The organism is Rhizobium esperanzae (assembly GCF_014197615.1).
Lineage (GTDB): Bacteria > Pseudomonadota > Alphaproteobacteria > Rhizobiales > Rhizobiaceae > Rhizobium > Rhizobium esperanzae_A.
In genome coordinates, this window is the sequence record NZ_JACIFY010000001.1 from 458927 (window position 1) to 482551 (window position 23625).

General features: G+C 60.9%; 22 protein-coding genes. 10 read left to right on the forward strand and 12 right to left on the reverse strand.

Translation table 11 applies throughout. The features are described 5' to 3' along the window. The first annotated feature begins 202 nt into the window (after positions 1–202). The 3 genes from GGD57_RS02315 to GGD57_RS02325 all read left to right on the forward strand — a co-directional run bounded on the left by GGD57_RS02315 (position 203) and on the right by GGD57_RS02325 (position 4109). Complete coding sequence (locus GGD57_RS02315) at positions 203–2077, forward strand: methyl-accepting chemotaxis protein (protein WP_184466421.1); 1875 nt, start codon at positions 203–205, stop codon at positions 2075–2077. A 60-nt stretch (positions 2078–2137) separates the two neighbouring features. After that, positions 2138–2719, forward strand: a complete 582-nt coding sequence (locus GGD57_RS02320) for a hypothetical protein (protein WP_184466423.1) — start codon at positions 2138–2140, stop codon at positions 2717–2719. 322 nt (positions 2720–3041) lie between these two features. Next, positions 3042–4109, forward strand: coding sequence for a 3-deoxy-7-phosphoheptulonate synthase (locus tag GGD57_RS02325; protein ID WP_184466424.1), 1068 nt, complete (start codon positions 3042–3044; stop codon positions 4107–4109). Between the two features lie 179 nt (positions 4110–4288). On the opposite strand, the gene GGD57_RS02330 is transcribed toward GGD57_RS02325, so the two are convergent. The 3 genes from GGD57_RS02330 to GGD57_RS02340 all read right to left on the reverse strand — a co-directional run bounded on the left by GGD57_RS02330 (position 4289) and on the right by GGD57_RS02340 (position 7479). Further along, positions 4289–4855, reverse strand: a complete 567-nt coding sequence (locus tag GGD57_RS02330) for a hypothetical protein (protein WP_184466426.1) — start codon at positions 4853–4855, stop codon at positions 4289–4291. A gap of 88 nt (positions 4856–4943) precedes the next feature. Further along, positions 4944–5774, reverse strand: coding sequence for a TolB family protein (locus GGD57_RS02335; protein ID WP_184466428.1), 831 nt, complete (start codon positions 5772–5774; stop codon positions 4944–4946). 25 nt (positions 5775–5799) lie between these two features. Then, a complete protein-coding gene (locus tag GGD57_RS02340; protein ID WP_184466430.1) occupies positions 5800–7479 on the reverse strand; it encodes an NAD+ synthase in 1680 nt (559 codons plus the stop codon). Positions 7480–7669: 190 nt separating this feature from the next. Here GGD57_RS02340 and GGD57_RS02345 point away from each other — a divergent pair, with 190 nt between their 5' ends. After that, entirely contained in the window at positions 7670–8200 is a 531-nt protein-coding gene (locus tag GGD57_RS02345; protein WP_184466432.1) for a DUF1003 domain-containing protein, read from the forward strand. On the opposite strand, the gene GGD57_RS02350 is transcribed toward GGD57_RS02345, so the two are convergent. Continuing rightward, a complete protein-coding gene (locus GGD57_RS02350) occupies positions 8197–8595 on the reverse strand; it encodes a GFA family protein (RefSeq protein WP_184466433.1) in 399 nt (132 codons plus the stop codon). The genes GGD57_RS02345 and GGD57_RS02350 overlap by 4 nt on opposite strands. Positions 8596–8960: 365 nt before the next feature. Here GGD57_RS02350 and GGD57_RS02355 point away from each other — a divergent pair, with 365 nt between their 5' ends. The 3 genes from GGD57_RS02355 (at position 8961) to GGD57_RS02365 (ending at position 13161) form a co-directional block, all read left to right on the forward strand. Further along, positions 8961–9383, forward strand: a complete 423-nt coding sequence (locus GGD57_RS02355) for a TadE/TadG family type IV pilus assembly protein (protein WP_184466434.1) — start codon at positions 8961–8963, stop codon at positions 9381–9383. Continuing rightward, positions 9384–11120: a pilus assembly protein TadG-related protein gene (locus tag GGD57_RS02360; protein ID WP_184466435.1), complete on the forward strand. Its 1737-nt coding sequence runs from the start codon at positions 9384–9386 to the stop codon at positions 11118–11120. A gap of 202 nt (positions 11121–11322) precedes the next feature. Beyond that, positions 11323–13161, forward strand: a complete 1839-nt coding sequence (locus tag GGD57_RS02365; protein WP_184466436.1) for an ABC transporter ATP-binding protein — start codon at positions 11323–11325, stop codon at positions 13159–13161. A gap of 57 nt (positions 13162–13218) precedes the next feature. Here the strand turns inward: GGD57_RS02365 and GGD57_RS02370 are convergent, their stop codons facing one another. After that, positions 13219–14592, reverse strand: a complete 1374-nt coding sequence (locus GGD57_RS02370; protein ID WP_184466437.1) for a class II 3-deoxy-7-phosphoheptulonate synthase — start codon at positions 14590–14592, stop codon at positions 13219–13221. Between the two features lie 255 nt (positions 14593–14847). Here GGD57_RS02370 and GGD57_RS02375 point away from each other — a divergent pair, with 255 nt between their 5' ends. After that, on the forward strand, positions 14848–16131 hold the full coding sequence (locus GGD57_RS02375; RefSeq protein WP_184466438.1) for a TadE/TadG family type IV pilus assembly protein: 1284 nt from the start codon (positions 14848–14850) through the stop codon (positions 16129–16131). 15 nt (positions 16132–16146) lie between these two features. Here GGD57_RS02375 and gor read toward each other — a convergent pair whose 3' ends face one another. After that, on the reverse strand, positions 16147–17532 hold the full coding sequence (gene gor, locus GGD57_RS02380; protein ID WP_184466440.1) for a glutathione-disulfide reductase: 1386 nt from the start codon (positions 17530–17532) through the stop codon (positions 16147–16149). Between the two features lie 181 nt (positions 17533–17713). Here gor and GGD57_RS02385 point away from each other — a divergent pair, with 181 nt between their 5' ends. After that, the gene (locus GGD57_RS02385) at positions 17714–17932 is read left to right on the forward strand and encodes a hypothetical protein (RefSeq protein WP_184466442.1); all 219 of its coding nucleotides are present in this window, start codon (positions 17714–17716) and stop codon (positions 17930–17932) included. A 43-nt stretch (positions 17933–17975) separates the two neighbouring features. On the opposite strand, the gene GGD57_RS02390 is transcribed toward GGD57_RS02385, so the two are convergent. From GGD57_RS02390 to rpiA, 4 genes are all read right to left on the reverse strand, one after another. Beyond that, the gene (locus GGD57_RS02390) at positions 17976–18260 is read right to left on the reverse strand and encodes an acylphosphatase (protein WP_184466444.1); all 285 of its coding nucleotides are present in this window, start codon (positions 18258–18260) and stop codon (positions 17976–17978) included. A gap of 52 nt (positions 18261–18312) precedes the next feature. After that, complete coding sequence (locus tag GGD57_RS02395) at positions 18313–18741, reverse strand: lipocalin-like domain-containing protein (protein ID WP_184466446.1); 429 nt, start codon at positions 18739–18741, stop codon at positions 18313–18315. 194 nt (positions 18742–18935) lie between these two features. Then, positions 18936–19511 carry a DUF2059 domain-containing protein gene (locus GGD57_RS02400; protein ID WP_184466448.1) on the reverse strand — a complete coding sequence of 192 codons (576 nt, stop codon included), beginning with the start codon at positions 19509–19511 and terminating at the stop codon, positions 18936–18938. 15 nt (positions 19512–19526) lie between these two features. Next, positions 19527–20225, reverse strand: a complete 699-nt coding sequence (rpiA, locus tag GGD57_RS02405; protein WP_184466450.1) for a ribose-5-phosphate isomerase RpiA — start codon at positions 20223–20225, stop codon at positions 19527–19529. Between the two features lie 270 nt (positions 20226–20495). On the opposite strand from rpiA, the gene GGD57_RS02410 reads away from it, so the two are divergent. Further along, positions 20496–21206 carry an HAD family hydrolase gene (locus tag GGD57_RS02410; RefSeq protein ID WP_184466452.1) on the forward strand — a complete coding sequence of 237 codons (711 nt, stop codon included), beginning with the start codon at positions 20496–20498 and terminating at the stop codon, positions 21204–21206. A 135-nt stretch (positions 21207–21341) separates the two neighbouring features. On the opposite strand, the gene GGD57_RS02415 is transcribed toward GGD57_RS02410, so the two are convergent. After that, positions 21342–23252, reverse strand: coding sequence for a L,D-transpeptidase family protein (locus GGD57_RS02415; RefSeq protein WP_184466454.1), 1911 nt, complete (start codon positions 23250–23252; stop codon positions 21342–21344). 70 nt (positions 23253–23322) lie between these two features. After that, positions 23323–23589, reverse strand: a complete 267-nt coding sequence (locus GGD57_RS02420) for a hypothetical protein (RefSeq protein WP_184466520.1) — start codon at positions 23587–23589, stop codon at positions 23323–23325. Between the last annotated feature and the right edge of the window lie 36 nt (positions 23590–23625).

Below are 23625 nucleotides of genomic sequence, written 5' to 3' on the forward strand. Positions count from 1 at the left end.
GGACTGGGAGCCGGTCCGTCCCCGCATCCCATTCTACTTTATGATTTATTCACACATCGCAGACACACTGCGTCTGCGCGTTTTGGGTCGCAAGGGGGACATGGGCATGAGTGCTCGTGCTGCGACCGCCGGCGTGGATGCCCGTGTTGATAGGCTGGTCGAGAAACTATTCGACTGAGCCGCGTTTCGAGGCCCCCGCGGCATGTTCCAATTTTTAAAAACGATGCCTCTGACAGCCAAGCTGGCGGCGATTATCGTTGCCGTCAACCTCTGCGGCATTTCCGCCTTTGCCACCTATACATGGATGTACGAAACCAAGGCGCTGATCGATGGCGCCAAGGCGAACTGGTCCAAGGATGCAGAGCAGTTTGCATCTCTGTCTGCCGGCGGCGTGAAATGGGGCAAGGCGAACGCCGTTCGCGAGGCCTATTCACTCTACCGCGACGATCCCTCGCTCGACCTCGTTCAGTTTGCCGCCTTCAACGCCGAACCTGCCGCCGTCGATACTTGGACGCGCGACGGTATCGACGGTTTGCCCGCATCGGCCGATCTGGCAAAGCGCCTCAGCGCGAAGCCGGAAAAAACCACGATCGATGACAGCGGGATATCTGCCGGCGTGGTCACGATCATCGCGCCGCTTCCGCTGGATAAGGCGGGCAAGGCCACCGGCTACGTCGTCACCAACTGGTCGATCGAAAAAATCGCTGCCGAAGTCAAGCAGAAGGTCCTGGTTTCGCTGTTGACGCAGTTCGCGATCACCGCCATGGCCGTCGTCGCTTTTCTTCTCGCCATGCGCAGCCTCGTCGGCCGGCCCCTCAGGATCCTCAGTGAGAGAATTAGCGCCTTGCAGAAAGGCGATCTCGCCTCTCCCGTCACCTACCGGGAAAATGGCGATGAAATCGGCTTCCTGGCGCGTGCCTTGGAAGTTTTCCGCAACGAGGCGATTGCCAAGATCGAAAGAGAGCGGGCCGCTGCCGAGCAGAGCGCCTCATTCGACGCCGAACGGGCGCGTAATACCTTGTTGACGGAAGAGGCCAGCAACGCTCAGCGGCTTGTAATGACAGCGCTAGCAAATGAATTGGAAAAGCTTGCCGCCGGCGACTTCTCGATCCAGCTCGCCGATCTCGGTCCTGAGTTCGACAAATTGCGCCAGGATTTCAACAACATGGTTCAGGCGGTCGCAGCCGCGCTGACGGAGATCAAGACTGCCTCCGTGGCAGTTGAAGGCGGCTCCAGCGAACTGGCATCATCCGCCGATCAGCTCGCCAGGCGGACAGAGCAACAGGCCGCCGCCCTTGAACAGACCGCCGCAGCCCTCGATGAGGTGACGACGACGGTCAGAACGTCGTCGCAGCGGGCCGAAAGTGCCGGCAAGCTGGTCGAGGAAACCAAGCGCAGTGCCCATGTCTCGGCAACGGTGGTACGCGATGCGATCGGAGCGATGGACAGGATCCAGACCTCATCGAGCCAGATCGGCCGTATTATCGGCGTCATCGACGAAATCGCTTTCCAGACGAACCTGCTGGCGCTGAATGCCGGCGTCGAGGCCGCGCGTGCCGGCGAAGCCGGCAAGGGTTTTGCGGTCGTCGCGCAGGAAGTGCGGGAACTCGCCCAGCGCTCCGCCAATGCGGCAAAGGAAATCAAGAACCTGATCAGCGTATCCGGCCAGGAGGTGGCAGCCGGCGTTGGGCTGGTGAACGAGACCGGCGATGCCCTCTTGAAGATCGAGGAGCAGATCAACCGCATCAGCGACAGCATCGCGTCGATTGTCCTGTCCTATCGCGAACAGGCGACGGGCCTGCAGGAAATCAACGGTGCGATCAACCAGATGGATCAGGCCACACAGCAGAATGCGGCGATGGTCGAGGAGACCAACGCAGCCTGCCAGGAACTGCTGATGCAGGGACGCCTTCTGCAGGAGTCGGCCGGCCGGTTCACCGTCGCCGTCTCTGCCGTCAGCCAGCCCAAAGCCGCTCAACCCGTTCGTCAACCTCGCTCGGAACAGAGGAGTTTTTCGCAGCGCCATGCGGGTAACGCCGCCGTCGCCGCCTCTCCCGGCGCCTGGGAAGAGTTCTGACGCCAACGAAGTTCGATAAGCCTTTAATCCTCAACACCCCAAAATCGGGAAGGGAACATTATGAAGAAAGTTATGACCGCATTGCTTTTGGCCTGCACCGCCGTCGCCATGCCCATGGGCGTATCCATGGCGCAGGATGCGAAGCTTGCGCCGATCGCCGACTACGTGACAAGCGACATCAAACCCTGGCTGAACGACCCTGCGATCATCGAGGCCATCAAGGCGCAGAATGCCGCAAACGCCAATCTCAGCCAGGGCGATATCGACGCCCTCGACAAGAAGTGGCGCGCCGAGGTCGATGGTTCCGACCATTCGATGATCGACGGCGTGCTCGGCAACGCGCTGTCGAAATTCCTGCAGGAAAAGAAGGCCGCGTCCAACGGCAAGATTGCTGAAATCTTCGTCATGGATGCAAAGGGGCTGAATGTCGGCCAAAGCGACCCCACTTCCGACTACTGGCAGGGCGACGAGGGCAAGTTCCAGAAATCCTTCGGCGCCGGCAAGGATGCCGTCTTCGTCGATGAGATCGAAAAGGACGAATCGACCCAGGCGCTGCAGTCGCAGGCAAGTGTCACGATATCCGATGACAAGGGAACGCCGATCGGCGCCATCACCGTCGGCGTCAACGTCGACGCCCTCTGATCTCGGCTTCCGCGTTCATATCGCCCGGAAGCAGCACGCTTCCGGGCGATATGCGTTCTGCCTCCCTGCTCCAGCGATTTGGGGGGCCCGCAGCAGCCGGATTTTCAGGCCGCAAATTCTGCGTGACATCAGGCGGCCGTGGCGCTACATACGCCTGATGTCGACCACTTCGATCTACGCCTCGCGATTTTATTCGTACCGCTGCTCAGAGCGGATGCGGGTCTATGCGTAGCTGAAGTCAACGCGACGACAACCCGAACAGCCGCTAGTCTACCTGGCGGCTTTTTTGTTTCGCCCGGTATGACCAAACAGGAGCCATACCGTGTCCGATACCATTGATGATCTGCGAATCCTCGAGATCACCCCGCTGACCAAACCCGCCGATATGATTGCGGAAATCCACCGCGATGCTGTTGTCACCGAGACCGTGACCAGCAATCGCGATGCGATCCATAAAATTCTCCACGGCAAAGACGATCGCCTGATCGTCGTCATCGGCCCCTGCTCGATCCACGACCCCGTCGCCGCCCGGGACTATGCGGCGCGGCTCCAGGAGCAGCGACGACGCTTCGCCGACGATCTCGAAATCGTCATGCGCGTCTATTTCGAAAAGCCCCGCACCACCGTCGGCTGGAAGGGCCTGATGAACGACCCGCATCTCGACGGCAGCTACCGCATCGAGGAAGGGTTAAGGATTGCCAGACGCCTGCTGCTCGACATCAATGCCATGGGCCTTCCGGCCGGCGTCGAATTCCTCGACACGATCACGCCGCAATACATCGCCGACCTTGTCAGCTGGGGCGCCATCGGCGCGCGCACGACCGAAAGCCAGATCCATCGCCAGCTCGCCTCCGGCCTCTCCTGCCCGATCGGTTTCAAGAACGGCACCGATGGCAGCGCCCGCGTCGCCCTCGATGCGATCCTGGCCGCCTCGCAGCCGCATCATTTCCCCGCCGTCACCAAGGACGGACAGGCGGCGATCGCCTCGACGAGCGGCAATGAGGACTGCCACATCATCCTGCGCGGCGGCAAACAGCCGAATTATGAAGCGGCCGATGTCGAAGCCGTCGTCGGCGAGGCCGTCAAGCTCGGCCTGACCCCGCGCATCCTGATCGATGCCAGCCATGCCAACAGCGGCAAGGACCCGATGAACCAGCCGCGCGTCGTCAAATCCGTGGCCTCGCAGATCGCTGCCGGAAACAGCCACATCAAAGGCATGATGATCGAAAGCAACCTCGTCGCCGGCCGCCAGGATCTCATTCCCGGCAAGCCGCTGGTCTACGGCCAGTCTATTACCGACGGCTGCATCGACTGGGATATGTCGGTGGATGTACTCGAGGATCTGGCCAAGGCCGTCCGCGACCGGCGCAAGGCAGCCGTCGCAGCCTGACAGACAGCATCAAGCGCGGCGGGCAGACACCCATCGCCCAACAGGGCGGTGGGACCAAGCCGGTTATCTCACGGCTACGCCTACCGGATACGGCTTCATGGGGTTACTATACTAACCCACCGCCCGCCATCATGGGTGGAGCCCGGGCCGGATCACCAGCACGCGGAATAGGAGCAGATCTAATAGAGCAGCCATGGATCCGTTGAATCGGGCTCGTGTTCAGTCGCGACCTTGTAATAGGTACGCATGTTGTCGCGCTCTTTTTCGTAAGTCCACCTCAAGCCCCATCTGCATTCGTCCGTCACGCACTCACGGCTCTTCGATTCGAACATATCGAGTTGAAATGCCTCGCCATTGATTTCGCCGGTGATCGAACCGGTTTTCCCCTTATCCTTCGATATGAGTTCAAACGCCCCTGCTCGACCATCCAGACAGTAGATCTTCCCGCGATAGGTTCGCTCGCCGGTCTCCAGCTTCCAGAAATCTGTCTTCACCTGCGATACGCTGTAGCGACCCTTGCATTGCTGCCTTTCGGCCGAGCCGATCTCAATCGTTCCCCCCATCTCCTCACTCTCGTTCCTCGCAGTCACCTTTCCGAGCACCGGAGTACCCGTTGCGAGGTAGCTTCCCTCGACGCCGCGGACAAAAAGATATGAACATCCTGCGAGCGTGAAACCCATTGCCACCACGGAGCCGGCGATCGTGAAACCACGCAGCGTCCACACGCATCTCAAGACAGCCAGCAAGTCTATACCTCCAGATTCATCCTCAGTAGGCGGTCTCTCGATATCATCAAATACCTACCGCCCATCATCAAATGGCGGGGCACCACTCTCAAGATCTCACCGGGAAGTATCTGACATAAGCAAACTCGTCACCATCTGGTGACCAGCAGGGCACGTTGATCGTGCCCTGCCCGCCGAAAAGCTCGAACAGAGTCTTCAGATTGCCGCCGTCCATGTCCATTATCCGCAGCCGTACATCGAGATCGCGCGGATGGTCGAAAACCGAGGGGTCGTAGGACAGGATCAGTACCTTGTCGTTTTTGGGCGACGGATGAGCGAACCAGTTGCCGTGATTGTCCGACGTCACCTGCTCGAGGCCTGTGCCATCTGGGTGGATGCGCCAGATCTGCATCAGCCCGGTGCGGCTGGAATTGAAATAGATCCACTGCCCGTCGGCGGAATAATCCGGCCCGTCATTGCGGCCCTCGCCATGCGTGAGCCGCGTCTCTGTGCCGCCGTCGACGGAGATCGTATAGATGTCGAAGAGATCGTCGCGGATGCCGCAATAGGCGAGTTGGCGGCCATCGGGTGACCAGCCGTGCCAGTAGGAAGGCTGGTTCTCGGTGATCAGCCGCGGCGTGCCGCCCTCAATCGGCAGGATATAGATTGTCGACTTGCCGAATTCGGTCTTGTCGGAGATGACGATCCCGGTGCCATCAGGCGAAATGCCGTGATCATTGTTGCAGTTGACGGCAAAGCCGGTGTCGACTTGGGTGACTTCGCCACCATCAAGCGGCAGCCGGAAGAGCAGACCGTCGCCGTTCAAGAGCAGGTAGGAACCATCAGGCGAGAAGTTCGGTGCCTCGACCAGCCTGTCCGTCTGCCAGACTTCGCGAGCCCTGCCCGTCCTGACATTGTAGATCTCGACCGAGCTGCGCATGTTTCCTCCAGATAGCTTGGGTAGCTCAGCGATCCCGAAACCGGTTGGTGATGGGATAGCGCCGGTCGCGCCCGAAATTCTTCTTGGTGATCTTCACGCCCGGCGCCGATTGCCGGCGCTTGTATTCGGCAAGATAGAGCAGGTGCTCGACGCGGTGAACGGTAGCGACGTCATGGCCGCGCGCGACGATCTCTTCGACCGCCATCTCCTTTTCGACAAGGCATTCGAGAATATCGTCGAGAACGGGATAGGGCGGCAGCGAATCCTGATCCTTCTGGTCGGGACGCAGTTCGGCCGATGGCGCCTTGTCGATGATATTGCGCGGGATCACCTCGCCGGAAGGGCCTAGCGCGCCGGGCGGCACATTCTCATTGCGCCAGCGCGACAGCGCATAGACCTGCATCTTGTAGAGGTCCTTGATCGGATTGAAGCCGCCGTTCATATCGCCGTAGAGCGTGGCGTAGCCGACCGACATTTCCGACTTGTTGCCCGTCGTCACCACCATCGAGCCGAACTTGTTGGAGATCGCCATCAGGATGACGCCGCGGGCGCGGCTCTGCAGGTTCTCTTCGGTGACGCCGCTATCCGTGCCCTCGAAGAGGCTAGCGAGCGCGTTGCTGAATCCCGTCACCGGCTCTTCGATCGGCACGATGTCGTAACGGCAGCCGAGCGCCTTGGCGCAATCGGCGGCGTCCTTCAGCGAATCCTCGGATGTATAGCGGTAGGGCAGCATGACAGTGCGAACCCGCTCTTCGCCGAGCGCATCGACGGCGATTGCCGCGCAGATTGCCGAGTCGATGCCGCCGGAAAGGCCGAGCACGACGGTCTTGAAGCCGTTTTTGTTGACGTAGTCGCGAAAGCCGAGCAGGCAGGCCCGGTAATCGGCCTCCTCGCCTTCCGGGATATGCGCCATCGGCCCTTCGGCGCAATGCCAGCCGGCCTCGCCGCGCTTCCAGGTGGTCACCGCAAGCGCGGTCTCGAACTGGCTCATCTGGAAAGCCAGCGACTTGTCGGCGTTGAAGGCGAAGCTCGCCCCGTCGAAGACAAGCTCGTCCTGGCCGCCGAGCTGGGCGGCATAGACCAGCGGCAAGCCGGTCTCGATCACCTGCTTCAGCACGACCTGATGGCGGATATCGACCTTGCCGCGATAATAAGGCGAACCGTTCGGCGACAGCAGGATCTCGGCACCGCTTTCGGCCAGAGTCTCGCAAACGCCGAGATCGCCCCAGATATCCTCGCAGATCGGAATACCGATCCTGATGCCGCGGAAATTCACCGGCCCGGGCATGGCGCCCTGATGGAAAACGCGCTTCTCGTCGAATTCGCCGTAATTCGGCAGATCGACCTTGTCGCGCACCGCGATTACCTTGCCGCCGTCGAGCACGGCAACGGAGTTGTAGCGCCCGGCCTCGTCCTGCCGGGGAAAACCGATGATGACGCCCGGCCCGCCATCGGCCGTATCGGCCGCCAGGCTCTCGACCGCCTTCCAGCAGGCGCGGATGAAAGCCGGCTTCAGCACCAGATCTTCAGGCGGGTATCCGGAGATGAAAAGCTCGGTCAGCACGAGCAGATGCGCGCCCTCCCGGCCCGCATCGGCGCGTGCTTCCCGCGCCTTGGCGAGATTGCCGGCGACATCGCCGACCGTTGGGTTGAGCTGCGCGATGGCAATGCGGAGGATATCGGAGAGAGCGTTTTCCTGTGTCATGTCATTTATTTAGCTTGCAGTTTCCGCAACGGCAACATGTTCGCTCCGAAAGCGGCGCTTCCCAGAGACGAAATTTTTATGAACGGATCGCACGGCGCGACGCGGCATCGATACGCATTGCAATTTACCGGCACAGCTGAATACTGGCCCCGAAAGCGATCTTAGGGATAACCGGCACCGGAACCAGGCAATGTCTAATCTTTCGAACTTCATGCACCATCATTTCGACAAGCCGGCCAACGAACTCGGCGATATCGAAAAGCGCGTGCTCGCAAGGGCGCACGAGCGCAAGGTCATCTCGACCGACGTCAACGCCGCTCTTACCGCCGAGGCCTCGTTCGGCGAGCGTGTCGCCGACGGCATCGCCCGCATCGGCGGTTCCTGGTCGTTCATCCTCGCCTTCCTGGCCTTCCTTGTCGTCTGGACGCTGATCAACACCATCATCCTGGCGACCGGCGCTTTCGACCCCTACCCCTTTGTTTTCCTCAACCTGATCCTGTCGATGCTGGCCGCCATCCAGGCGCCGATCATCATGATGTCGCAGAACCGTCAGGCCGAGCGCGACCGCTTCGAGGCCGCCAAGGATTACGAAGTCAATCTCAAGGCCGAACTCGAAGTGCTCTCGCTCCACCAGAAGATAGACATGAGCGTTCTGACCGAACTGACGGCGCTACGCGAGGACGTCGCCCGCCTCACCGCCGCGCTTTCTGCCAAAAGCTAAACGGGATATCTGTCATATTGCGGCAGCCCATCCGAGATCTCGTAGAAATCGCCCTTGTCGGCGCAGTAAATATGATGGCTGAAGGCAAGGCCGGTCGGTTCGTCGAAAGCTCCGGCCAGAATTGAAATCTCAGGCGATTCATCGCCCTGCCAGAACAGCGCCGAACCGCAGTTCGAGCAGAAGCCGCGCTGCGCCTCTTGGCTCGACCGATACCAACGCACCGCGTCTTCGTCTTCCACCGAAAGAGCCGCGCGCGGCACGTTTACCGCGGCATAATAAAACCCCGTCTGCCGGCGGCATTGCGAACAGTGGCAACCGACGACAGGCCCGAGTTTCCCCCGAATTGAAAATCGCACGCCCCCGCAAAGGCAGCTGCCAATATGTCGTTCGCTCATGGTCATCCCCCTGTTTCTGACAGAAAGATTCCAGCCGTCCGCATCGGCGTCAAATCCATTTCCCTGAACGAAGGATCAACAATTCTGAAGGCCGCCGGGCTAGCGCATAGCAAACCGATGCTCTGGCGGAAAACAACTGAAAATACTTCCTTCTGCGTGCATCGACACCCATGCAGAAGATCAATATCAACGGTTGCAAAACCAAACAAACTCCGCCAAAATCGCGGAAATATAACCCAAGTATCTCGCCGTTGAATGACTGGATACATCCAGCACGTTTATTAGATAATCCAAAATTAACACATGATGATCTATAGTCGCAACCGGTGATCTGCATCGACGCAGTCCCGCAGAGGGGGTGAAAGATGAGAATTTTCCAACGTTTCCCTTCGAACCAGCATGGCGCCGCCGCGATAGAATTCGCCATCGTCGCGCCGCTCTTTCTCCTGGTCGTGCTGACGATGATTGCCTACGGTATCTATCTGAGCGCTGCCCATGCGGTGCAGCAACTGACCGCCGATGCGGCGCGCACCGCCGTCGCCGGTCTGACAAGCCAAGAGCGATCTCAACTGGTCAATGACTTCATCAGCCAGTCGACGATCGACCACCCGCTGATCGAGAAGACCAAGCTGCATGTCACGGTCACCACCGACGCCGCCAATTCCAACCAGTTCACAGTGACGGCGGAATACGACACCGCCAACCTGCCGATTTGGAATCTCTATACTTTTCCCTTGCCGGACCACACGATTCGACGCTTTGCGACAATCCGGATGGGGGGCCTGTAGATGCGCATGTTCTATCCTCGCCGGCGGCGCATCGCCACCGATGCTTCCGGAAATATCGCCATCATGGCAGCGCTGTGCGCGCCTCTCGTCCTCTATTCTCTCGGCCTCGGCGTCGACTACGGCATGATGACGCTTCAGCAGCGCCGTCTTCAGCAGTTGAGCGATCTCGGCGCCATCGTCGCTGCCGCCGACATCCACCACGCCGTTGACAGTCTCGTCGCCAACTTCGACGAGAACGGCCTTAATATCGCTGTCCGCACCAGCTCCGGTTATGCGACGAAGAAGGGCCTTCTGCCGCTGACGGCAGATCTCATGCAATTCGACGCCGTTGCCGATTTCACCCCTGGCACCTACCTCGCGGATGCGTCGGTGCCGCTCGGCAGCCGTTTTGCCGCCGGCACGCAGCCCTACGACGCCGCCAAGGTGGGCATTACCCAGAAAGCGGAGTTGTTCTTCGCCACTGCTTTCGCCGCCGCTCCCAACCTCACCGCCGTCGGCACCGCCTCGGCCTCGAAACTTGCGGCCTTTTCCATCGGCTCTCGGCTTGCGAGCCTCAATGGCGGCGTGCTGAACTCGCTGCTCGGCAACCTGCTCGGCACCAGCCTCTCGCTGAAGGCAGCCGATTACGAGGCCCTCGCCTCTGCCGACGTCAAGCTCTTCCCCTTTTTGGAAATGCTGGCGACCGATCTCAATTTGACCGCCGCCACCTATGATGAGCTGCTGGCGACCGACATCTCCTATCCCCGCCTCTTGAAGACGCTTGAAAAGTCCGGCGGCCTTACACCCACCGTCACCAAGTCGCTCGACGCGATCGGGAAGTCGCTTGGCGCAAATCAACTCAAGATAAGACTCGAAGGCATATTCAATCTAGGATTAGCAGGCGAGCGTGTCATCGGCAGCGGCTCACAGCTCTCGGCCCAGGCGAGCGTCATGGATATCGTCTCGGCAGCAGCCGTTGCGGCAAACCAGAAGAAGCAGGTCTCCGCCGATCTGGGGGCCGCCGTGCCCGGACTTGGCACGGTCAAGCTGACGCTGGCTATCGGCGAGATGCCGAAGGGCGCGGCCTCGAACGCGGTCGGAGTCACCGGCGCAACCGTGCGGACGGCCCAGGTCCGACTGGCGCTCGAAGTAACGCTGCTCGGCGCCAATTCGATCGCCGGGCTGAGGGTGCGCGTTCCCCTCTATCTTGAGGTCGCCCACGCCGAGGCCCGGCTTGCGAGCATCTCCTGTCTCGGCGGCGCGGCCAGGAATGCCAGCGTCGGCGTCGAAGTCGTGCCCGGCGTCGCAGAGCTGTCGCTCGGCGACGTCGATAGCAAGGCCTTCGTCAATTTCGACAGCCCGCCCCGCGTGACGCGCGCGACGCTAATGGACGCGCCGCTGCTCAACGTCTCTGGCCTGGCCCATATCAACGTGACCAATCTCAGCAAGAGCAAGCTGACCTTCCAGCCGAGCGACATCGCGGCAAAGACCATCAAAAACGTCTCGACGAAAGATACGCTGACCTCGGCCGTGCAATCGCTGGTCAAGGATACCGATATCCAGGTCACGATTGCCGGTCTCGGTATCGGCCTGTCGAAGACCGTGGTGCAAGGCGCTGTCGCCGATACGCTCTCGGCGCTGGCGAAACCGCTTGATGAGTTGCTTTTCAACACGCTGACCCTGCTCGGCATCAAGATCGGTGAGGCGGACATACGCGTCACCGATGTGCGCTGCCAGCAGCCAGTGCTGGTGCAGTAAGAGCCGGGCATCGGTACCGGCCGGCGTTGGCCTAGACCTGTTGCCCGTCGACAACACTTATCAGTCTCCTCCATCGCCGCATTGAATTTACTACCATTACGGGCGATACTCACCATCCAATCCATTCCGCCCCGGGAGACTGACATGAGAGCGACCCTGTCCAAACAGAAAGGAAACATCGCCCACAAGGACATTCAGCCTCATGAACATTTCGTTCTCCCGTGCGAGGAAAAGCTCGCGACGCCATAACCGCTTCCTGAAATTCTTCCGCGACGATTCGAAAGCCGCCGACCGCGCGCAGCGCTCGTCGCGTATGCGCAAATTCCTGTCTTACTATCGCCCGCACCTGCCTTTGCTGCTGGCGGATCTGCTTTGCGCCATCCTGGTCGCCGGCACAGCCGTCGCCCTGCCGCTCTGCGCCAACATCGTCACCAGCCGGCTTCTGGCCCTGCCCGACGCGCCGCAGGCCTTCGCACACGTCCTGGCGATGGGCGGCGTCATGCTGGCCGTTCTGGCAGTCCAGATGGCCGCCATCTTCTTTGTCGATTATCGCGGTCATGTCATGGGCGCCCGCATCGAGGCGACGGTCCGGCAGGAGCTCTTCGAGCATTGCCAGAAGCTCTCTTTCAGCTTCTACGACCGCCAGCGCACCGGCCAGCTGATGAGCCGCATCACCAATGATTCCCTGTGGCTGGGAGAGCTCTTTCACCATGGCCCCGAAGATCTCTTCATCGCCGTCCTGAAATATGGCGGCGCCATGCTGGTGCTATTCACAATCGACCCGCCCTTGGCCGCCCTCATCCTGCTGCTCACTCCGGTCGCAGTCGCCTATGCGCTCTATTTCAACCGGCGCATGAACCGTGCGCTCGAAGCCAGCAAACGGCAGATCGCTGCCGTCAACGAGCGCGTCGAGGATGCGCTGGCGGGTATCCGAGTCGTCCAGTCCTTCGCCAACGAGGCGCTGGAACGGCAGCGCTTCGCCGAGCAGAACCGGCGCTTCCTGCAAAGCCGCGCCGACGGCTACCGCAGCGAAGCGTGGTTTTCGGTCGGCACCGAAACCTTCGCTCAGCTCATCACCATATTGGTGATCGTCGTCGGCGGCCTTCGCATCCTCGCGGCCGAACTGACCGTCCCCGATATGCTGACCTTCCTGCTCTGCGTCGCCGTATTGGTCGATCCGGTGCAGAGGCTCGCCAATTTCGTGCGCCTCTGGCAGGAGGGCTACACCGGCTTCATCAGAGCCATGGAAATCCTGGAGATCGCTCCCGATATCACCGATCGGCCGGACGCCCGTCCGATGCCGGCGCCGAAAGGCGAGATCAGTTTTTCCGACGTCGCCTTTGGTTATGAAGCCGATGGCCCGAGGGTGCTGGAACGGCTGTCGCTCACCATCGCGCCCGGAGAGTTCGTTGCCCTGGTCGGGCCTTCGGGAGTCGGCAAGAGCACGCTCTGCGCGCTGATCCCGCGCTTCTACGATGTCGAGGCAGGCGCCATCCACATCGATGGCACCGATGTAAGAGATGTCACGCTCGCCTCACTCCGGCGCCATGTCGGAGTCGTGCAGCAGGATGTCTACCTCTTTGCCGGCACCGTGGCCGAAAACCTGCGCTACGGCCGACCCGATGCCGGGGATGCCGAGCTGGAAGCGGCCGCCCGCGCCGCCAATGCGCACGACTTCATCATGGCCCTGCCCCAAGGCTACGACACCGATATCGGCCAGCGCGGCGTCAAGCTCTCGGGCGGCCAGCGCCAGCGCATCACCATCGCCCGCGCCTTCCTGAAAGATCCGGAAATCCTGATATTCGACGAGGCGACCAGCGCGCTAGACAATGAGAGCGAACGGGCGGTGCAGCAGGCGCTGCTCAGCCTGGCGAATGGCCGCACCACCCTGGTCATCGCCCACCGCCTGTCCACCGTCCGCCATGCCGATCGCATCCTGGTCCTGACGGGCGACGGCATCGTCGAACAGGGAACACATGATGATCTAATGGCGCTAGGCGGTGTTTATGCCAACCTGCACAGCGTTCAGGCGAGTATATGAAACCAAATAAAAACCCGGCGTCGCGCCGGGTTTTTCTTCATCCGTTTCAGGCTACTATCAGCCGTTGGCGACCATACGCTTCTCGTCGCGGCCGCCCTTCATACGTTCGGCAAGCAGGAAGGCGAGTTCGAGCGCCTGGTCGGAGTTGAGGCGCGGATCGCAATGGGTGTGGTAGCGATCCTGCAGGTCGTCGGCGGTGACGGCGCGGGCGCCGCCGGTGCATTCCGTTACGTCCTTGCCGGTCATTTCGACATGGATGCCGCCCGGATGCGTGCCTTCGGCGCGGTGGATCTGGAAGAAGCTTTCGACTTCCGACAGGATCCGCTCGAAGGGGCGGGTCTTGTAATTGTTGAGCGTGATCGTGTTGCCATGCATCGGGTCGCAGGACCAGACGACCTTGCGGCCTTCGCGCTCGACGGCGCGGATCAGCCGCGGCAGGTTCTCGGCAACCTTCTCATGGCCGAAGCGGCAGATCAGCGTCAGGCGTCCGGCTTCGTTGGCCGGGTTCAGGATGTCGATCAGCTGCAGCAGATCGTCTGCCTGCAGCGACGGGCCGCATTTCAGGCCGATCGGGTTCTTGATGCCGCGGCAATATTCGATATGCGCATGGTCGGCCTGGCGGGTGCGGTCGCCGATCCAGATCATATGACCTGATGTGGCATACCAGTCGCCCGAGGTGGAATCGACGCGGGTCAAAGCTTCTTCGTAGCCGAGAAGCAGCGCCTCATGGCTGGTGAAGAAATCGGTCTCGCGCAGACTCGGATGGTTTTCCGAGGTGATGCCGATCGCCTTCATGAAATCCATGGTCTCGCTGATGCGATCAGCCAGCTTCCGGTAACGTTCGCCCTGCGGGCTGTCCTTGACGAAGCCGAGCATCCACTGATGCACATTTTCGAGATTGGCGTAACCGCCCATCGCGAAGGCGCGCAAAAGGTTCAGCGTCGCAGCCGACTGGCGGTAGGCCATGGCCTGGCGTTCCGGGTTCGGAATGCGTGACTCCTCGTTGAACTCGATGCCGTTGATGATGTCGCCGCGGTAAGCGGGCAGCGTCACCTCGCCCTGCTTCTCGACATTCGACGAACGCGGCTTGGCGAACTGGCCGGCGATGCGGCCGACCTTGACGACCGGCAGCTGCGCACCGAAGGTCAGCACGACTGCCATCTGCAGGAAGGCGCGGAAAAAGTCGCGGATATTGTCGGCGCCGTGTTCGGCGAAGCTCTCGGCACAGTCGCCGCCCTGCAGCAGGAAGCCGTTGCCTTCGGCAACATTGGCGAGATGCTTCTTCAGGCGGCGTGCCTCACCGGCGAAAACGAGCGGCGGATAGCTGGCGAGCGTGGCTTCCGTTGCCGCCAAAGCGGCTGCGTCGGGATAATCGGGAACCTGCAGGATCGGTTTTTGCCGCCAGCTGCTCGGGGTCCAATTTTCTGCCATGTCACTCACCTCGATCACACCCGTCCCCGGGATGCCTGTATCCTTGATTGCGGCGGCTTATAGACGTTTAGATCGGCCTTGCAAAGACCAATCACCCAAAGCGCCATTGCCGCCCTGCCGCCATCGGCGAGAGCTCGCATATAGGTAGCAAAAACCGCCAGTTCCACCGTTAAACCGGCATATACCACGTCGATTTCCCTATATTTTAGATTTTGAATGTAGAACCGCAAAGGATTTCAACATTGGGGACATGTCATGGCGATCCTTCCGCCGGGCTTCATTGCGGACCGCTCGGGCAATTTCGGCATCATGACGGCATTGCTGATGGTGCCGCTCCTCGGTACCGCCGGCATGGCGTTGGATTTCGCACATGCCCTGAGCCTGAGGACGCAGCTTTACGCGGCTGCCGATGCAGCCGCCGTTGGCTCGATCGCCGAGAAATCCGGCGCGGTCGCCACCGCCATGACGATGAGCGGCAACGGCACGATCTCGCTCGGCAAGACCGATGCCCGCAACATCTTCATGTCTCAGGTGTCGGGAGAACTGTCCGAGGTTCACGTCGATCTCGGCATCGACGTCACCAAAACGGCCAACAAGCTGAATTCGCAGGTCTCTTTCACCGCCACCGTGCCGACGACCTTCATGCGTATTTTCGGCCGGGATTCGATTACCATCTCGGGCACGGCGACAGCCGAATACCAGACTGCCGCCTTCATGGATTTCTACATCCTGCTCGACAATACGCCCTCCATGGGCGTCGGCGCGACCCCGAGCGACGTTTCAAAGCTGGAAGCCAAGACAGGCTGCGCCTTCGCCTGTCATCAGTTGGACCAGGCCACCAACAACTACACCATCGCCAAGAGCCTCGGCGTCGCCATGCGCATCGACGTGGTGCGCCAGGCAACCCAGGCGCTGACCGATACGGCCAAGACCGAGCGCGTCAGCAGCGACCAGTTCCGCATGGGCGTCTATACTTTCGGCACCAAGGCCGAGGACGCAAAACTCACGACGATCTCCAGCCTCACCTCCGACCTGACGAAAGTGAAGAATTACACCGACGCCGTCGACTTGATGACCATTCCCTACCAGAACTACAACCAGGACCAGCTCACCAGCTTCGACAGCGCCATGACACAGATGAACACCATCGTCGATCCGGCCGGTGACGGTACATCGAACATCAGTCCCGAAAAGATCCTGTTCTTCGTCGCCGATGGCGTCGGCGACAGCTACAAGCCGTCCTCATGCACCAAGAAGACGACCGGCGGCCGCTGTCAGGAGCCGATCGACACCTCTTTCTGCAAGCCGCTGAAGGACCGCGGCGTCAAGATCGCCGTGCTCTATACCACCTATCTGCCGCTGCCGAGCAACAACTGGTACAATACCTGGATCAAGCCCTTCCAGAGCGAAATTCCGACGAGGATGCAGGCATGTGCCTCGCCCGGCCTCTATTTCGAGGTGACGCCGACCGACGGCATCGCCGATGCGATGAAGGCGCTTTTCCTCAAGGTCATCCGCGCACCGCGCATCACCAGCTGAGCATGACGAGAGGGCTCAGACGCGCTGCCCGTCTCGGATGCGATAGCTCGGCGCATACATGGTGACGAGCTCTTCGGCCGCGGTCGGATGCAGCGCCATCGTCCGGTCGAAATCGTCCTTGGTGCAGCCGGCCTTCAGCGTGATGCCGAGCAGCTGCGCCATCTCGCCTGCATCATGGCCGAGGATATGGGCGCCCACCACCACACGGCTCGCCGCATCGACGATCAGCTTCATGATCATCCGCTCGGCCCGGCCGGAAAGCGTGGCCTTCAACGGCCGGAACTGTGCCCGATACACCTCGAGCTCAGCGTAACGCTTGCCCGCCTCCTCTTCCGAGAGGCCGACGGTGCCGATCTCCGGCTGCGAGAAGACGGCGGTCGGGATCAGCTCGTAGTCCGGCCGGGTCGGATTGTTCTTGTATTCGGTCTCGATGAAGCACATCGCCTCGTGTATCGCCACCGGCGTCAGCTGTACCCGGTTGGTGACATCGCCGAGGGCGTAGATGTTCTCGACGTTGGTGCGGGAATATTCGTCGACGATAATGGCGCCACGTTCGTCGACGGCGACGCCGGCTGCCTCCAGGCCAAGGCCTTCCGTGTTCGGATCGCGCCCGAGCGCCAGCATGACGACGTCGGCCTGCAGCATGCCGCTGTTCAGCGTCTCCACCACGAGCCCGTTCTGCCCCTTCGAAACTTTCTGCATCGTATCATGGCAGAGGATACGGATGCCCTTGGCGACCATCGCCTCATGCAGCCCGCGCCTGAGATCCTCGTCGAAGCGCGACAGGATCTCGGCACCGCGATAGATCAGCGTCGTCTCGACGCCGAGGCCATGGAAGATATTGGCGAACTCGACGGCGATATAGCCGCCGCCGGCGATCACGATCGATTTCGGCAGATCTTCGAGATGAAAGGCCTCGTTGGAGGAGATGCAGAACTCATGGCCAGGAAGGGCCGCGTGCGGGTTCGGTCGTCCGCCGGTGGCGATGACGATCGTCTTTGCCGTCACCGTCTGCCCTGTTTTCGTAAGCCGCACCGTATGGGCGTCGACGAGTTCGGCACGTGTTTCCAGGATCTCGGCCTTGGCGCCGGCGAGCCCCTTCTTGTAGAGGCCTTCCAGCCTGGTGATTTCGGCATCCTTGGCGGCCACCAGCTTCTTCCAGTCGAAGCTGCTTTCGCCGACCGTCCAGCCGAAGCCCGCCGCATCCTCGAAATGCTCGTGGAACTGCGAGGCATAGACGAAGAGCTTCTTCGGCACGCAGCCGCGGATCACGCAGGTGCCGCCGTAGCGGTACTCCTCGGCGATCGCCACCTTCTTGCCGAGCGAGGCGGCGACACGCGCGCCGCGCACACCTCCGGAACCGCCGCCGATGACGAAAAGGTCGTAGTCGTAGGAAGACATGAGGAACTCCGGAAGGGAATCGCAGGAAGGATGTCCCTGATATAGGGGCGATCGCCCTGAAAACAAAAGCCCGCCCTCGCATCATCCCGTTCCCTTCACCGAATCTTCCCGGCAAACGGTTGACCCGGCCGGCTGAGGCTGGCAGGCAATCCACGGAGTAGAAAAGACGCCGGAGCAAAAGATGGATCAAACTCTCTTCGCCAACCTGTGCAAGGCTGGCAAATTCAAGGAAGCGCTCGGCCTCGCCATCCAAGGCCGCGAGAACGACAAATACGCGCCGAGCCGCTTCGCGATGGACAAGAAAACAGGACTGCCGATTTTCTATCGCGGCAACAAGCGCGTGGAGCCGGATGAAACGGGCGAGTGGCAACTGGCCAAGAGCCTGAAGGATTGGGGTTGACTGTTGCGAATTGCGACCGCGACATCATCCTTGGCCACGACGATCAGCCGATGATACGGAAATCCCTCGGCATATCCTCGAGCTGAGCCGCTCCCGTCGCGACGCCTGAAACCGATGCCCCGGGAGGTCCGCGCTTCAAGCGCTCGATCATCGCCGAGATGGCGGCATCGGATCCCGCTATCAAAGCAGACACCGACCCATCACTTTCGTTGCGAACCCAGCCCGTCAATCCGAGCCGCACCGCTTCCCCTCGCGTCCAGACCCGAAAACCGACGCCTTGGACCTTGCCGGATATCTGCACCCGGACTGCCGCATGATGATCCGACATTTGCAATCCCCCGCAGAACGGATGGGTATTAGACTGACGCACGAAAATCGCCTCAGACCTTGCGAAACTCGATCCGGTAGATGACCTCCTCGCCCGTCGCCGGATCTATTCCCGGTGCATCGCCGATGACAAGTGTATCACCATCGAGCGAAAATGGACGGATCAGGTCGGATGCACCCCAGGCGGGATTCCAGCTTGCATCGACATGATGGATGACCCTCCCTTCTTCAAGCGTATAAGAGGCGGAATAGGCTAGCATGGAATCGAAAAGCGCAATCTTTTCATCGTCCGACGGCCTTTCCCCCTTGAGTGCGGGTCGATGACGGTTCACCACCAGCGCCATCATCCGGCCATCCGAATTGTAGGAAATATAACCGATCGGATCGGGTCCCATCGCGTCGGTGATCTCACCCGTCGCAACGATCTCACGCGTCCAGGACAGCATTCGCCAAGTTCCAAGCAATGCGTCCGCATTCGCCATTGGCTCCCCTCCAAAAGCGCTGTTGAACCCGGATAATATCAGACGAATGCGTCACAGACGACGGCACGGGTGAGCGAAGAAGACGCATCGGTCGCCTCAATCGATCCACATGAACGACGAAACCGCCGAAACGGCGGTTCCTATTGCGTCGATGCCCGGAAATGACATCCGGCATCGGAGACGGTTGGCAGCCCTTATTTCTGAGCAGCCGGGGCCGGCGCCGGAGCGGGTGCCGGAGCCACTGGGCTGTCGGTTGCCGGCGGCGGCGCCTTGATGACCTTGGACAGCTCGGCATTGCTCTGCTTTTCCAGGTCTCGCGAAATGCCCTGCGCCCAGATATCGGCAGCCTTCGCTGTTTCGCGCGAGGCGACCGGACCGTCGCGCAGCAGCTTCTTGCCGACGTCGGAATTATAGAAATCCGCAATCGCCTTCAACTCGTCGACCGTGAAGGCCTTGGCGTAGGTAAGCGCTGCTTCCTTCTCGAGATCGCCGCGGCGGGGCGCCAGCTTCAGCGCCTGCGCGTCGACCGTCGACGAAATCACGTCCTGGTAGTTCGGCGAATCCTGGATCAGGCCGGCCTTCAGCCGCTCGGCGAGACCAGGCAGGATGTTGTCGAACTGGGCCGTGGCGCCGATCGCGTCGATCGCCGCGCGAGACGCCTTCAACTGCTCCTCGGAGACCTCCTGCGCCTTGACGGCGGAGCCGAAGGCAAGCCCGGAAAGAACGACGGTCGCAGCAGCAAGACGGCCAAGACCTGCAATGTTCATCATGAGTGTATGCTCCTGTTATCTGTTTTTCTGCAGTGTGCGCGCACCCGCAGGACCGGCAATGATCGCAAGTGCCGCCATATTGATAAAGAGCCCGTGTTCGACGACGCCGGGTATGGAATTCAGCTCGCTCGAAAGCGCCTCTGCATCAGGAATGCGGCCAAAAGATGCATCGATGATGTGATGGCCGCCATCCGTGGTAAACTCTCCGTCACCGGACTGGCGAAGACTGAGTTCGCCGGAAAGACCGAGCCGGGCCGCAACTTTCTCGATCGCGATCCGCGTCGAGACGAGACCGAACGGGTTGACCTCGATCGGCAGCGCGAAGGCGCCGAGTGTGTCGACCAGCTTGCTCTCGTCGGCGATGACGATCATCCGCTCGGAAGCAGCCGCGACGATCTTTTCGCGCAACAGCGCACCGCCGCCGCCCTTGATCAGCCTGAGCGCCGCATCGACCTCGTCGGCGCCGTCGATCGTCAGATCGAGTGCCGGCAGTTCATCGAGCGACTTCAAGGGAACACCGAGTTCGACGCAGAGTCGCGCCGTTCTTTCAGACGTCGGAACGCCCTCGACCCTGAAGCCGCCCGCGACCTTCTCCGCCAGCAGGCGGACGAATTCTTCCGCCGTGCTGCCCGTGCCGATGCCGAGACGCATTCCGCTTTCGACATGGGCGAGTGCGGCCTCGGCGGCCTTGATCTTCATTTCGCGGGCATCCATGCGCCGCCAGCTCCGATTATTGCGTTGGATGTGCTGTTTACACGGCTCGCCTGGCAAACGAAAGTCAAAATCATCACGGAAAATGAAAAGCCGAAACAAATGCCTGCAGCCTCCACAGCCATCACAGGACGTTGCTTTCCCCAGCGTGATCGCCTACCTCAGGAAGAACATCTCACTCCGGGGCCATCCATCGTTCCCAAGAAAGACGATCGTTCCCTTGGGGCGATCCATTGCTCCCTTGGATGACCCGTCGCTCAAAGAGGCAAGCCCTTGACCCCTGCCCCCGTTCGCCCGGCGCTTATCGTCTTCGATCTCGACGGCACCCTTCTCGACACCCACGCGGACCTGGTCGAAAGCCTCAACCATACGATCGCAGCCCTTGGCCTGGAAGCGGTCAGCTATGACGACCTTACCCACCTCGTCGGCCATGGCGCGCGGGTGATGATCGAGCGCGCTTGCCGGCTGCGCGGCCATCCGCTCGAAAGTGACGCCCTGCCGCCGCTGGTCGAGCGTTTCGTCGCTCATTATGCCGGCAATATGCCCGGCCGCACGGAGCCCTATCCCGGCCTGGTCGCCGCGATGGACCGGCTCAAATCTGCCGGCTTCCGCCTCGCCGTCTGCACCAACAAGATGGAGAGCCTGGCGCTCGGCCTGCTCGAAAAGCTCGATCTCACGCACTATTTCGCCGCCATCACTGGTGGCGACAGCTTCGAATACCGAAAACCCGACGCCCGCCACTTGACCGGCACCATCGACCATGCCGGCGGCGACATCGCCCGCACCGTGATGATCGGCGATAGCATCAACGACATCGCCGTCGCCAGAAACGCCGGCGTCCCGTCGATCGCGGTGCCTTTCGGCTATTCCGACGTGCCGGTTTCGAGCCTCGATCCGGATGTCATCATCACCCATTACGATGAGCTGACGACGGAGTTGGTGGAAAGATTGCTGCGGGAATTTGCGGAGAAGGTCGCGGTTTGAGGCGATTTGCCCATTTCTCCCTTGCCGGGGTGCCACACGGCACACACTCTCGTCATTCCTTATTTTTAAAAGCCCACCTCAAAAACAAAACGGGCGGCCCAAAGACCGCCCGCTCCATAACCTAATAAACCTCCGTCAGATCTGCGCCCCACGCGCCTTGCTCGTCGCGTCGAAAGCCTTGTCGACATAGGCGTCGCGGCCATAGACGTCATCGAAATATTCCACCACGCCATCCTTGTTCGGCCAGGCGGTGAAGTAGGAGACGTAAACGGGGATCTTCTGCGGCACCTTTACCGCATGGTTCTGCCCGGTGGCGATCTGCTTGGCGACGTCGTCGACCGTCGTGCCGAGCACAGCCGCTGCCATGGCGCGCGGATTGGACAGGCGCACGCAACCGTGGCTCAGAGCCCGCATGTCGCGCTTGAAGAAGCTCTTCGACGGCGTGTCGTGCATGTAGATCGCGTGGCTGTTCGGGAACAGGATCTTCAGTTCGCCGAGCGCATTGTCGCTGCTCGGCGGCTGGCGCACCGACACATTGTCGGTCGAGCCGTACCAGTCGACGCTCGATGAGGCGACGGCATGGCCGTTCACCTCGACCTCATAGCCGAGCTGGTCGAGATAGTTCGGATCCGAGCGCAGCTTCGGCAGCATCTCGTTGATGATGATCGACTGCGGCACGCCCCAGAACGGGTTGAATTCGACCGTCTCGATCTCGTCGTCGAAGAAATAGGTCTGATTGTTCTTGCCGCCGACCACGACGCGCATCGACAGCTGTTCCTTGCCGTCATTGTGGTAGTAGGCCATGAAGGCCGGCTGGTTGATCATGACGTAACGGGAACCGAGGTCCTCCGGCAGCCAGCGCGCCTGCTCCATCGCGACATCGAGCTTGTCGATCTTCGAGGCATTGCTATCGCCGCCGGTCATGGCGCGCACCGTCGCCTGGCCGATGACGCCATCTGCCTTCAGTCCACGCTCCTTCTGGAAATCCTCGACCAGCGAGACGATTTCGGGCGAATAGTCGGCGCTGCCCGTATAGGCCGCAAGCGTTGCCGCGTGATCGGTCTTCAGCGTTTCGGAGCCATGCTTGCCGATCGCCTTGACGATATTGGCGATCTCCGGCGAACTTTCACCGGGCTTCAGCAGCTTGTCGAGCGAAACAACGATTCGCTCCTCATTGCCGCCGTCGGCGGCGCGCAGCTTGGCAAGCTCCGCCTTCAGCGCTTCGAACTGCGGACCATCGGGTGACCGGCTGGCAATATAGGCGCCGGCATCGGGGCTCATGCGCGCAAGCTTCAGCACCGGCGTCAGATTGACCGTCTTGCGCTGGAAGTCGTGATAACCGGAAATCTTGTTGGGATCGATGCGGCCGCGCACCGTATCCTGCACGAAGGCGAGCACCTTGGCCGAGAGTTCCAGTTCGAACTGCGTCAGCGCCCGATCGCGGGCGGCGGGATCGGGATTGGCTGGATCGATATCAGGCGTCTGGACGGCGTAGTCGGCAGGGTCGAGGCCGACGGAAGCGGCATCGGCAAGGGCCGCCATCGCCGACTTCGCGCGTTCGTTGATCTGACTGCCTTCGACCCAGACGAGCGGATTGCCGCTGTCGGCGTAATAGGCTTCGAGTGCCTTGGCGACGTCGGCATTGGCGCGCACCTTGGCCTGTGCCAGAAAACGGCGCTGCACGGCAGGTTCGGCGCTGGCATCGCCGCTTGCCGAAACATCGGCGACCGCGCCGGTGACGACGGGATCGGCGAACTTGCTGGTATCGACGAACTGCAGCGTCTCGGCTTTGTAGGTGTAGTAACGCGGGCCGCTGACCTTTGGCAGCGGCGCTTCCGGATCGAGCCCGCCGAGCGAACCGCCGACGGCGCCACGTGGCACCGGACGGCCGGGCGCCTGATCCATGAAGATGGTGCTTTGGGTCCGCTGCTTGTCGCCGCGCAGCATGTCCATCAGTGTATAAGCATGCGCGGGTGCGGCACTCATAACTGCCACGCCGCAGGAAATTGCCAATGCGGATGCCGCGCTTTTCAAAACGAACGTCATATATCTTCCAGTCCCGGTGTCATGCTGTTCTCAGCTCAAATAACGCGAAACTCAGCGTCCGGCTCATTGATCAGAAACCGGCGTGCGCCGCCAGCGCCGGCGGACTCAATTTTGTGTGACGGAGATCCTGCACGGCGCCGCGCAGAAGTTCACACAAAATTATGAAATTATTAGTTAATTTTTTACCCAATTTTTGTCGCCAGACCAGTGCGGCGAAAACGCCCGAACGCATAAAATTTTGAAAGTGGCCTAAAAGGCACGCCGCAGAACCCGCGCAAACATGAGTGCCGTCTTCAATATTTCGCAGGGCATCCGGTTTTCTTGTCGGGCTTTCCAACCTATAAGACCTCATCTTTCTCAGATGATCGAAAAC

Excerpts from the sequence above, each read along its gene's own strand:
- GGD57_RS02315 (WP_184466421.1), top strand. The coding sequence starts at position 203 with ATGTTCCAATTTTTAAAAACGATGCCTCTGACAGCCAAGCTGGCGGCG.
- GGD57_RS02320 (WP_184466423.1), top strand. The coding sequence starts at position 2,138 with ATGAAGAAAGTTATGACCGCATTGCTTTTGGCCTGCACCGCCGTCGCC.
- GGD57_RS02335 (WP_184466428.1), bottom strand. The coding sequence starts at position 5,774 with ATGCGCAGCTCGGTCGAGATCTACAATGTCAGGACGGGCAGGGCTCGC.
- GGD57_RS02340 (WP_184466430.1), bottom strand. The coding sequence starts at position 7,479 with ATGACACAGGAAAACGCTCTCTCCGATATCCTCCGCATTGCCATCGCG.
- GGD57_RS02345 (WP_184466432.1), top strand. The coding sequence starts at position 7,670 with ATGTCTAATCTTTCGAACTTCATGCACCATCATTTCGACAAGCCGGCC.
- GGD57_RS02350 (WP_184466433.1), bottom strand. The coding sequence starts at position 8,595 with ATGAGCGAACGACATATTGGCAGCTGCCTTTGCGGGGGCGTGCGATTT.
- GGD57_RS02355 (WP_184466434.1), top strand. The coding sequence starts at position 8,961 with ATGAGAATTTTCCAACGTTTCCCTTCGAACCAGCATGGCGCCGCCGCG.
- GGD57_RS02360 (WP_184466435.1), top strand. The coding sequence starts at position 9,384 with ATGCGCATGTTCTATCCTCGCCGGCGGCGCATCGCCACCGATGCTTCC.
- GGD57_RS02365 (WP_184466436.1), top strand. The coding sequence starts at position 11,323 with ATGAACATTTCGTTCTCCCGTGCGAGGAAAAGCTCGCGACGCCATAAC.
- GGD57_RS02370 (WP_184466437.1), bottom strand. The coding sequence starts at position 14,592 with ATGGCAGAAAATTGGACCCCGAGCAGCTGGCGGCAAAAACCGATCCTG.
- GGD57_RS02375 (WP_184466438.1), top strand. The coding sequence starts at position 14,848 with ATGGCGATCCTTCCGCCGGGCTTCATTGCGGACCGCTCGGGCAATTTC.
- gor (WP_184466440.1), bottom strand. The coding sequence starts at position 17,532 with ATGTCTTCCTACGACTACGACCTTTTCGTCATCGGCGGCGGTTCCGGA.
- GGD57_RS02385 (WP_184466442.1), top strand. The coding sequence starts at position 17,714 with ATGGATCAAACTCTCTTCGCCAACCTGTGCAAGGCTGGCAAATTCAAG.
- GGD57_RS02390 (WP_184466444.1), bottom strand. The coding sequence starts at position 18,260 with ATGTCGGATCATCATGCGGCAGTCCGGGTGCAGATATCCGGCAAGGTC.
- GGD57_RS02395 (WP_184466446.1), bottom strand. The coding sequence starts at position 18,741 with ATGGCGAATGCGGACGCATTGCTTGGAACTTGGCGAATGCTGTCCTGG.
- GGD57_RS02400 (WP_184466448.1), bottom strand. The coding sequence starts at position 19,511 with ATGATGAACATTGCAGGTCTTGGCCGTCTTGCTGCTGCGACCGTCGTT.
- rpiA (WP_184466450.1), bottom strand. The coding sequence starts at position 20,225 with ATGGATGCCCGCGAAATGAAGATCAAGGCCGCCGAGGCCGCACTCGCC.
- GGD57_RS02415 (WP_184466454.1), bottom strand. The coding sequence starts at position 23,252 with ATGACGTTCGTTTTGAAAAGCGCGGCATCCGCATTGGCAATTTCCTGC.